This is a genomic window from Stenotrophomonas sp. YJH_SMC_130 (genome assembly GCF_059369035.1).
On the sequence record NZ_JCAFSH010000016.1, the window covers coordinates 60,896 to 71,750 of the forward strand.

Sequence of the window (10,855 nt, forward strand, 5' to 3'; positions counted from 1 at the left end):
CGGGAGTTGTCATGTTGGAAGCCTACCGCCACCACGTCGCCGAGCGCGCTGCGCTTGGCATCCCGCCGCTGCCGCTGAGCGCGCAGCAGACGGCCGATGTCATCGAACTGCTGAAGAACCCGCCGCAGGGCGAGGCCGAGTTCCTGCTCGACCTGCTGACCCACCGCGTGCCGGCCGGCGTCGATGACGCAGCCAAGGTCAAGGCGTCGTACCTGGCGGCGATCGCCCTGGGCAGCGAGCAGAACCCGCTGATCAGCCGCGAGCGCGCCACCGAACTGCTGGGCACCATGCTCGGCGGCTACAACGTTGCGCCGCTGATCCAGCTGCTGGACGACGCCAGCGTTGGCGCTATCGCTGCCAATGGCCTGAAGAACACCCTGCTGGTGTTCGATGCGTTCCATGACGTGCAGGAGAAGGCGAAGGCCGGCAACGCCAACGCCCAGGCCGTGCTGCAGAGCTGGGCCGAGGCCGAGTGGTTCACCAGCAAGCCGGAAGTGCCGCAGAGCCTGACCATCACCGTGTTCAAGGTGCCGGGCGAAACCAACACCGACGACCTGTCGCCGGCACCGGACGCGACCACCCGCCCGGACATTCCGATGCACGCCCTGGCGATGCTGAAGAACAAGCGCGACGACGCGCCGTTCACCCCGGAAGAAGACGGCAAGCGCGGCCCGATCCAGCAGATCCTGTCGCTGAAGGACAAGGGCCACCTGGTCGCCTACGTCGGCGACGTGGTCGGCACCGGTTCCTCGCGCAAGTCGGCCACCAACAGCGTGCTGTGGTGGACCGGCGATGACATTCCGTACATCCCGAACAAGCGCGCCGGTGGCGTGTGCCTGGGCGGCAAGATCGCCCCGATCTTCTACAACACCATGGAAGATGCCGGTGCGCTGCCGATCGAGCTTGACGTGTCGAAGATGGAGCACGGCGATGTCATCGAGCTGCGTCCGTACGAAGGCAAGGCGCTGAAGAACGGCGAAGTGATCGCCGAGTTCCAGGTCAAGTCCGACGTGCTGTTCGACGAAGTGCGTGCCGGTGGCCGCATCCCGCTGATCATCGGTCGTGGCCTGACCGGCAAGGCGCGCGAAGCGCTGGGCCTGGCCCCGACCGACCTGTTCCGCCTGCCGGTGCAGCCGGCCGATACCGGCAAGGGCTTCTCGCTGGCGCAGAAGATGGTCGGCCGCGCCTGTGGCCTGCCGGAAGGCCAGGGCATGCGCCCGGGCACCTACTGCGAACCGAAGATGACCTCGGTCGGCTCGCAGGACACCACCGGCCCGATGACCCGTGACGAGCTGAAGGACCTGGCCTGCCTGGGCTTCTCGGCCGACCTGGTGATGCAGTCGTTCTGCCACACCGCCGCTTACCCGAAGCCGGTGGACGTGAAGACCCACCACACCCTGCCGGAGTTCATCTCCACCCGTGGCGGCGTTTCGCTGCGCCCGGGCGACGGCGTGATCCACAGCTGGCTCAACCGCATGCTGCTGCCGGACACCGTCGGTACCGGTGGTGATTCGCACACCCGTTTCCCGGTGGGTATTTCGTTCCCGGCCGGCTCGGGCCTGGTCGCCTTCGCTGCCGCCACCGGCGTGATGCCGCTGGACATGCCGGAGTCGGTGCTGGTGCGCTTCAAGGGCAAGATGCAGCCGGGCGTGACCCTGCGCGACCTGGTCAACGCGATCCCGCTGTACGCGATCAAGTCGGGCCTGCTGACCGTGGCCAAGGCGGGCAAGAAGAACATCTTCTCCGGCCGTATCCTGGAAATCGAAGGCCTGCCGGATCTGAAGGTCGAACAGGCGTTCGAACTGTCCGACGCCTCGGCCGAGCGTTCGGCGGCCGGTTGCTCGGTGCGCCTGAACAAGGAGCCGATCATCGAGTACCTGACCAGCAACATCACTCTGCTGAAGTGGATGATTGCCGAGGGTTACCAGGATCCGCGCTCGCTGCAGCGTCGCATCGAGAAGATGGAAGCGTGGCTGGCCAACCCGCAGCTGCTGGAGCCGGACGCGGATGCCGAGTACGCCGCCGTCATCGAGATCGACCTGGCCGACATCCACGAGCCGATCGTGGCCTGCCCGAACGACCCGGACGACGTGAAGACCCTGTCCGAAGTGGCCGGTGCCAAGATCGACGAGGTGTTCATCGGTTCGTGCATGACCAACATCGGCCACTTCCGCGCCGCTGCCAAGCTGCTGGAAGGCAAGCGTGACCTGCCGACCCGCCTGTGGGTGGCCCCGCCGACCAAGATGGACGCCTCCGAGCTGACCAAGGAAGGCGTGTACGGCACCTTCGGTGCTACCGGCGCTCGTATGGAAATGCCGGGCTGCTCGCTGTGCATGGGCAACCAGGCGCAGATCCGCGAAGGTTCCACCGCGATGTCGACCTCGACCCGCAACTTCCCGAACCGTCTGGGCCGCAACACCAACGTGTACCTGGGTTCGGCGGAACTGGCGGCGATCTGCTCGCGTCTGGGCCGCATCCCGACCAAGGAGGAGTACATGGCGGACATCGGCGTGATCAACGCCAATGGTGCGGAGATCTACCGCTACATGAACTTCGACCAGATCGAGGAATACCAGGACGTGGCCAGCACGGTCGCTGCCTGATGCGGTAACGGAAAACCCCCGGCTCGCGCCGGGGGTTTTTTGTGAGCGGACGACGCATGGTAGTGCCGGCCGCTGGCCGGCATCCCGTTGAAATGAAAAACCCCCGGTGAGAGCCGGGTTTTTCATTGTGCCCGGCCAGGTGGCCTAGCCCATCCGCCTCGCAGTGAGGGCCTGCTCCTGGGCGAGGTCCTGCTGGGCGACCTGCTGTGCCTGCGAAATCTGCTCGGCCTTGGCGAGCGACTGTTCTACGGGCGTATTGACGGCCTCACTGATTGGAACCGACGCCCGCAGGTGTGCTGGATTGTCGAGCGCTCCCTGCACAACGAACATGCGAGATGCTGAGCCATCGCTGGGTGAATTGCCCAGTACAACATGATCGACGCGTTCCAGGCCGCTGCCCTTGGCCGCCGCAAGCAGGCCGGCCGACACGCGCTCACTGGTTTCATCGAAGCTGCGCCCGTGCCTGGCATCCACGACGGATACACCGTCGCGAATCTGCCGGTAGAGCGCATGGTCTGGATGGCCTTCCTTCCTGGGATCCAGGCCTGCCTTGTCCAAGGTTGATTCAATGCTCTCCTGTAAAGGGTTCTTGGGAGAGAAAGCGGGATTGCTGAGAGAGGGCGAGCCCTTGCCGGTTGCATCCTGGATCAGCTGCTCCCCCGGCTTGAGCGCATTCTGGGCCCGCTGCTCCGCTTCAGCCTCGCGGCGGGCGTATGCACCGGCTTCCTCGACACCGCGCAGGAAATTGATACCGTCGCGCAGCAGACCGGGCCCGCCGCCGACAAGCACGGTCGCACCCGCACGCAGTTGATGAACATCACTGCGGTAGTCGGCAATCCGGCGCAGGTCCTCAGGATCCGTGACCCGCACCTGTGGGTTGTCCAGTACAGATTGCACCGGACCCTTGTCGGTCATGCGATCAAGGAAATGAACCAATCGATGGGAATCGCCCAACTGGACCGCCACCGCGGCGGACATGACATGGCCGCTCTTCATCCCGGGTGTTCCGATCGAGGCGATGCGCTGGCCGTGCTCGGCGTTGCGCAGGATCTCCAGTTCCCTGGGCAGCGCATACATCTCGACCTTGCCGTAATGGGGACCGCCGGCACTGACCAGGTCGCCTGCCATCACATGGTTGGTGAAGGGTGCGGCGTTGGCTGGCTGGCCTTCAGGAAGGCGATATGCCAGCCCGGCGGCACCGTAGGGATTGAACGCGTCGCCGGGGAGGTTGTAGTGGTGTGCAGTGATCTGCGCGAGAGCGCCGCCCAAGGAGTGGCCGGTGACGTGTACTGGCCCGGCTCCCCTTTCTTCGGCCAGCCTGAGGGCTTGCTTTGTCAGCGCCAGCGCGTCAGTCAGTTGCGCGTTGAATCTGGCGGTGACCATCGCGGCGTCGATGCCGCCATCAAGCATGGGCTGACGATCAAACTCGGTACCGCGATGGGCGACGATGACTTCCTTTGTATTGATGTTGAGGTAGACAACACCCTGATATCCGCTCCCAGAGTCACGACAAGCGAGGACCTCATACTTTGTTCCGCCGACGGTGATGTCGGAACTGACGGGCGGAAGCGGGTCCTTATAGACATCGTCCGAAAGCGCCGCGCTTTCTCTAGGATTCATTGCGATGCTCCTTCAATCCGTGTGGAGACTTCGATTGGAAAGTATTCCTCGCGCTTCTCTGGGGGCATCTTTTCGTACCAACTTGAAGGCTCGGTTGGCGTCCGCTCTGTCGACTGTCCTGTGGTCAAGGGCGGCAATGCGCGCTTTACGTAAGCAGTGAAGGTTCTCCCGCCCTCAATTTCCGTGAATAGTGCTGCGACGGACGCTCGGATTGGGCGATCATCGATAATGAAGGGGAATGAAGCTTCCACAAGCACGGGTGTCCAAGTGCAAGGGCCACGACCGTAATAGTCGGCAACTTCCATGCCGTCGTTGAAAACAGCACTGCTGAATTCAGTTGCACTGAGGCGCTGTGCCTGAACCTCAACCTTGTGCTGGTTCGGCTCGTACTGCACCCCCTCCCAATTGTTGACCGGAGGGAGACAGAGTGGGTCTATCTCATACGTGACGAAGACCGAAGGAACGGGGACATCCACGGGTGCATCGTGGACCCGAATCACAATCGGCAGCGCATCCTGGGGCGCAGGATTCTCGCGATAGACCGGGAACGAGCGTTCCTTGCTGCAGCCCGCAGCGGCCAGTGTGATCAAAGCGATCAACGCAACATGAGCAAGGCTGGGGGCGGATTTCAGCATGAGCGGTCCATGTCGCTGCAGGATTGTCCTTGATCCTTGGAACATGCGGACTCATCACGGACGACGGCGCCATATCTGGGCAAATGCGACAGGTTGCGCAGTGGGTATTGCCCGTTACCCGGACCTCCCTCCCTGCGTACCCGGGCAGCGCGGCCTTGCGGGGTAACGTTCATCGGCGTTCAATTGCAGTGCGATACCTGACTATACGACCCGCTCCAGCCGCGCTCCAAGTCGGTGTCCTGCGGGCTCCCGGTCACCGCGCATGGCGTGCGGCAGGATCAAGCCTCGATCAGCGCCGTTGAAACATCAATGGTCGAAAGTGCTGGCGGCGGATCGGCAATCGAGCCTGACGTCTCTTGGAGGTGTCCAGCAGGGAGCGGAGCCGAGCGTGGGCTCGGCTCTACAGGGGCCTGTCAGCCGCGGGCGAGGGCGAGCAACCGCTCGGCGACCCGCTCCAGCGGCACCTGTTCCTCGGCAGCGCCCAGCTTGAACGCGGCGCCGGGCATGCCCCAGACCACGCTGGTGGCCTCGTCCTGCACCAGTGTGGGCGCGCCGGCCTGGCGCATCTCCAGCAGGCCGCGCGCGCCGTCGTCACCCATGCCGGTGAGGATGGCACCGATGGCATTGCCACCGGCGCTCTGCGCGACCGAGCGGAACAGCACGTCCACCGCGGGCTTGTGCCGGTTCACCGCCGGGCCGTCGTCGATGCGGCAGCGCCAGCGCGCACCGTCGCGGATGATGCGCAGGTGCTTGCCGCCGGGTGGCAGGTAGGCGTGGCCGGGCAGTACTGCTTCGCCGTCGCTGGCCTCGCGCACGGCCATTGCCGAGTGGCGGTCCAGTCGCTCGGCGAAGGCGCTGCTGAAGCTGGCCGGCAGGTGCTGGGTCATCACCACGGCGGGTGCATCGGCAGGCATGCCTTCCAGCACCACGCGCAGCGCTTCGGTGCCACCGGCTGACGAGCCGATCGCGATCAGGCGGTCGGTGGTGCGGAACTGCGGCGAGGCAGCACGCATCGCCGGCGTAGCGTCCAGCGTGAGCTTGGGGGCGCTGGCACGCACCAGCGGGCGCACGCGCGAGCGCGCCGCCATCTTGACCTTGGCGATGATCTCCTCGGCATAGCCCTGCAGGCCACGGGCCACGTCCAGCTTGGGCTTGGAGACGAAATCCACGGCGCCCAGCGCCAGTGCCTGCAGGGTGGTGTCGGCGCCTCGCTCGGTCAGCGAGGAAATCATCACCACCGGCAGCGGATGCAGGCGCATCAGGTTTTCCAGGAACGCCAGCCCGTCCATGCGCGGCATTTCCACGTCGAGGGTGATCACGTCCGGGAGCAGGCGCTTGATCTTCTCGCGCGCCAACAGCGGGTCAGCCGCGGTGCCGACCACGTCGATGGCCGGGTCGCTGGACAGGATTTCCGTGAGCATCTGCCGCACGACGGCGGAGTCGTCGACGATCAGGACCCGGCAGGGGGCGTTGCCGGTGAAGGTCATTCGAACAGCTCCACGCCACCGGTGACCGGCGCCTTGGACAGGCGCGCACGCACCGCCGATTCGGTGGCGGCCACCTCGGCTTCATGCGCATGCGGCAGGCGCTGCACCACCACGCGGCCGGTATCGGCGAAGAACCAGATCTTGCGCGGATGGATGCCGCACAAGTCCTCGGCAATGATCGGAATGTGCTCGGCCTGAAGGTACTGGCGGACAAACTCGGCGTTGCGGGTGCCAACCGGGTTGCTGGTGAAGCCCTTCAGCACGTTGGCGCCACCGAACACCTTGGCCTCGATGCGCTTGCGGTGGGCACCACGCTTGAGCATGTCGTTGATCAGCAGTTCCATCGCGTAGCTGCCGTAGCGCGCGGGCGCGCCGTCACCGGCGTTGCCCTCGGGCAGCAGGAAGTGGTTCATGCCGCCGATCTTCAGCACCGGGTCGCGCAGGCAGGCGGCGACGCACGAGCCCAGCGTGGTGGTCAGCGCGGTGGTGTCATCGACCACCAGGTACTGGGTGGGCAGCAGCTTGGCGGCGATGGTCTGGAAGCGCGCATCCTGGTAGCGCATCACATCGTCGGTACGCAGTGAAGCATTCATGCGCCGGCCTTCGCCGCACGGCGGTACAGGGTGCGGCCGCAGGGCTGGATCAGGTCGGCGGCGTGCAGATAGTTCTCCGAATGGCCGGTGTAGAGCAGGCCGTCATCGGCCAGGTGCTGCACCAGGCGGCCGAGGATCGCGCGCTGGGTCGGCTTGTCGAAGTAGATCATTACGTTGCGGCAGAACAGTGCGTCGAACGGGCCACCGACGTCGTAGCGCGGGGCGAGCAGGTTCAACGGGCGGAATTCGATCAGCTCGCGCAGCGCAGGCAGCACGCGGCACTGGCCCTCGTTGGGGCCGCTGCCACGCTGGAAGTAGCGGCGGCGCAGGTCCGGATCGAGGCTGGCGACGCGATCGATGTTGTAGACGCCGCGGCCGGCGGTGGCCAGCACCTGGGTATCGACGTCGGTGGCAATGATGCGCACCGGCGGCTTCAGGGAGCCAAAGGCCTCGCACGCGGTGATCGCCATCGAGTAGGGCTCTTCACCCGTGGACGCCGCGCACGACCACAGCAGCAACGGCGTGCGGCTGGAGCGCTGCTGCAGTTCTTCGCGCAGCTTGTCGAAGTGGTGCGGTTCGCGGAAGAACGAGGTCAGGTTGGTGGTCAGGGCGTTGGTGAACGCCTGCCACTCGTCACCGTCTTCCTGTTCCAGATGGTCCAGGTACTGCTGGAAGCTGCGCATGCCCAGCGTGCGCAGGCGGCGCGACAGGCGGCCATAGACCATGTCGCGCTTTGCCGGCGCAAGCGCAATGCCCACGCGCTGGTAGATCAGGTCGCAGACGCGGCGGAAATCACGGTCGGCGAACTCGAATTCGCGTGGACCGGTAACGATGGGAGTAGGACTTTGCACGGGGGACGTGTCCGTCGGCGGGGGCGGCGGCCGAAGCCGCCACAGGTGGGTCTCAGAATTCCTGCCAGTCGCTGTCGCTGGCGACGAAGGTGCCGGCGTTGCTGCTGCGACGTACCGGCGCGGGGGGGCTGGTCGGCTGCGGACGTGCCACGGTGGTGATGCGCGCCGGTTCCACGCGTTCGGCGACAGCCTTCACTGCGGCGGAGACCTGGTTGTCGAGGCGGAAGATCGCCACTGCATCGGCCAGCTGCGCCGCCTGGTCTTCCATCGCACGTGCGGCAGCGGTGGCTTCCTCCACCAGCGCGGCGTTCTGCTGGGTGGTCTCGTCCATCTGCACCACGGTCTGGTTGACCTGCTCGATGCCCGCGCTCTGTTCCTGCGAGGCCGCAGAGATCTCGGCCATGATGTCGGTCACACGCTGCACCGAGGCGACGATCTCGCCCATGGTGCTGCCGGCCTGGTGGACCAGGCTGGAGCCCTCGGCAACCTTGCCGACCGAGTCGTCGATCAGGCTCTTGATCTCCTTGGCGGCAGCGGCCGAGCGCTGGGCGAGGGTGCGCACTTCGCTGGCGACCACGGCGAAGCCGCGGCCCTGTTCACCGGCACGCGCGGCTTCCACGGCGGCGTTCAGCGCCAGGATGTTGGTCTGGAACGCGATGCCGTCGATCACCGAGATGATCTCGGCGATCTTCTTCGACGAGGCTTCGATGGCGGACATGGTGGTGACCACCTGGCCGACGACCTCGCCACCCTGCGAGGCGACGCCATGGGCGCCGATGGCGAGCTGGTTGGCCTGGCGGGCGTGCTCGGCGTTCTGGCGCACGGTGGAGGTCAGTTCCTCCATCGAGGCCGCGGTTTCTTCCAGGTTGGCGGCCTGCTGTTCGGTCCGGCGCGACAGGTCGCTGTTGCCGGAGGCGATCTTGCCGGCGGCCAGGGTGATGCTGGAGGCGCTGGCCTGGATCTGGCCGACGATCTGGGTCAGCTGCGCGACCGTGGCGTTGGCATCGTCGCGCATGCGGGCGAACACGCCCTGGTAGTCGCCGTGCATGCGCGCGGTCAAGTCACCTTCGGCGATGGCCGACAGCAGCTGCGAGAGCTTGCCGAGGTTGTCATCGCTGACCGCCATCATCGCGTTGAGGTTTTCCAGCATCAGACGGAAATCGTGGTCGAAGCGCTGCGCATCGCCTCGGCGGCTGAAGTCGCCGGCAGCAGCGGCGCTGGCCAACTGCTTGATCTCGGCGTTGATGCGGCCGAGGTTGGCCTTGACGGTGTCGACGGTGGTGGTCATCGCCGCCTTCTCGCCCGGGTAGCGGGCGATGTCGCGGCTCAGGTCACCGACCGCGTACTGCTGCACCACGTCCAGCACATCGTGCAGGGTCTGCACGTGGCTACCCACCAGGGAGTTGGTTTCCTGCACCATCAGCCCGTATTCGCCGGGGAAGGCGCTGGCGTCGATGCGGTAGCTGAGTTCGCCACCGTCGTGGCGGCGGGCCATTTCGCGCTGGCCGGTGATGACCGCATGCAACTGCTGCTGCATGCCGGCCATGGCGTCCAGCAGGCGACCGGTTTCATCGTGCGGCTGCGGGCCGATGTGGCTGTCGAGCTTGCCGGCGGCGATGCCTTCGGCGACGGCTGTGGCCTGCTTCAGCGGTACCGCGATGCGGTTGCCGATGACCCAGCTCAGGGCCAGTACGATCAGCACCAGGACGCCGCCGGAGACTGCCATGATGGCGGTGAACACCAGCGCCTGCTTCTGCACGTCGTCCATGTAGACGCCACTGCTGACCACCCAGTTCCACGGCGCGAACAGTCCGGCGTAGGCAACCTTCTCGACGTCGCCCTTGCTGCCCGGCTTCGCCCAGCGATAATTGACGAAGCCACCACCGGCCTTGGCCGCTTCGACCTGGTCGTAGTAGATGCGCACACCATCGTCGGTGCGGAAGTCCTTCATGTCCTTGCCGACCAGGTCCTTGCGGAACGGGTGCATCAGCAGCCGGTAGCCGGTGTCGTAGACGTTGAAATAGTAGGTATCGTTCTCTGCACGCATCACTTCCAGTGCCTGCAGCGCGGCGCGCTTGGCAGCCTCTTCGCTGAGTTCGCCGGTACCGGCCAGGCGGTGGTAGTGCTGGAGGATGCCGTAGCTCAGTTCGACCTGGGTCTTCAGTGCGGTCTTTCGGGTCTCGGTGAGATCCAGGTACTGCATGCGGGCGGCGATCACCGAGAGCGCGATCACGCCGAGCGCGATGAGCAGCGTCAGCAGGTTGAGCTTGCGCCGGACGGAAAGATTGCTGAAGTAGTGTTGCCAGCGATGCAGGAGATTCATCGAGCAGGACCCGGTTGAAGCAGGCGGGCGGCGCCGAGCCGGTCAGCGGCGGGATACACCGTGACAACCCCGTTATCGGCCGCAGAGGCGGGGGATTGAGGTGCGGTGTCGGAACGTATTCAGGTTTTTCCTGCAGCGGCGGCTGCGGCGCTGCCTGCGGCAGGCTGGTTTTGAAGCAACAGCAACAGCAACAGCAACAGCGGCTGGTCGGCGCTGGATTGTCAGTAAGTGGCTGGGCCGGGGTGGGCAGGCAGGACACGCCGTAAACCCGTCCATGGGGGCTCGATGGCGCCTTGCTCGTGTGCGCAGTCCTGCGCACGCGGCAAGACCGGGGTTGGGCGTCCTGCCCAACCCGCCCGAGGCATGCCTCGGGCCCATGGCGCCAACGGTCCTGCCTGCCCACCCCGGCCCAGCCCTCCCGGCATTTCGGTGCCGGACGGAAAGAGCGTTGGGTTTCCAGGTGAAAAGAGGGGTCAGATCCGTTTTCCTGCGGAAAACGGATCTGACCCCGGAAGTAATGCGGCTCTTGCTCTTCCTTCTTCAACCCGGGGTGGACGCGCACGGAAAGTGTCCGTGGCCGGGAGGGTGGGTTGCGCAGGGGTGTGTGATCTGGCCCCCTGAAAACGGACGCCATGAAGCCGTTTCAGGCGGCAGCCCGGAGCTGCCGGGCGTAGTTGTTAGGCGAGTGGTAGCCCAGCGCCGAGTGTAGCCGGGCTGGATTGTAGAAGCCGTGGATGTAAGCA

General features: G+C 65.6%; 7 protein-coding genes. 1 reads left to right on the plus strand and 6 read right to left on the minus strand.

Going from position 1 to position 10,855, the window contains the following annotated elements; all coding sequences use genetic code 11:
- Positions 1 to 11 precede the first annotated feature (11 nt).
- Positions 12 to 2,603: a bifunctional aconitate hydratase 2/2-methylisocitrate dehydratase gene (gene acnB / locus AC5P5V_RS15285; RefSeq protein WP_061479288.1), complete on the plus strand. Its 2,592-nt coding sequence runs from the start codon at positions 12 to 14 to the stop codon at positions 2,601 to 2,603.
- Between the two features lie 144 nt (positions 2,604 to 2,747).
- Here acnB and AC5P5V_RS15290 read toward each other — a convergent pair whose 3' ends face one another.
- The 6 genes from AC5P5V_RS15290 to AC5P5V_RS15315 form a co-directional block, all read right to left on the minus strand.
- Complete coding sequence (locus AC5P5V_RS15290) at positions 2,748 to 4,223, minus strand: XVIPCD domain-containing protein (protein WP_134968462.1); 1,476 nt, start codon at positions 4,221 to 4,223, stop codon at positions 2,748 to 2,750.
- Entirely contained in the window at positions 4,220 to 4,858 is a 639-nt protein-coding gene (locus AC5P5V_RS15295) for a hypothetical protein (RefSeq protein ID WP_134968463.1), read from the minus strand. The genes AC5P5V_RS15290 and AC5P5V_RS15295 overlap by 4 nt, the downstream gene beginning before the upstream one ends.
- A 413-nt stretch (positions 4,859 to 5,271) precedes the next feature.
- A complete protein-coding gene (locus AC5P5V_RS15300) occupies positions 5,272 to 6,345 on the minus strand; it encodes a protein-glutamate methylesterase/protein-glutamine glutaminase (protein ID WP_072168978.1) in 1,074 nt (357 codons plus the stop codon).
- On the minus strand, positions 6,342 to 6,938 hold the full coding sequence (gene cheD, locus AC5P5V_RS15305; protein WP_014037083.1) for a chemoreceptor glutamine deamidase CheD: 597 nt from the start codon (positions 6,936 to 6,938) through the stop codon (positions 6,342 to 6,344). Before cheD ends, AC5P5V_RS15300 begins: the two co-directional genes overlap by 4 nt.
- Positions 6,935 to 7,789 carry a CheR family methyltransferase gene (locus AC5P5V_RS15310; RefSeq protein ID WP_134968464.1) on the minus strand — a complete coding sequence of 285 codons (855 nt, stop codon included), beginning with the start codon at positions 7,787 to 7,789 and terminating at the stop codon, positions 6,935 to 6,937. The genes cheD and AC5P5V_RS15310 overlap by 4 nt, the downstream gene beginning before the upstream one ends.
- 52 nt (positions 7,790 to 7,841) lie before the next feature.
- Entirely contained in the window at positions 7,842 to 10,112 is a 2,271-nt protein-coding gene (locus AC5P5V_RS15315) for a methyl-accepting chemotaxis protein (RefSeq protein ID WP_134968465.1), read from the minus strand.
- Positions 10,113 to 10,855 lie beyond the last annotated feature (743 nt).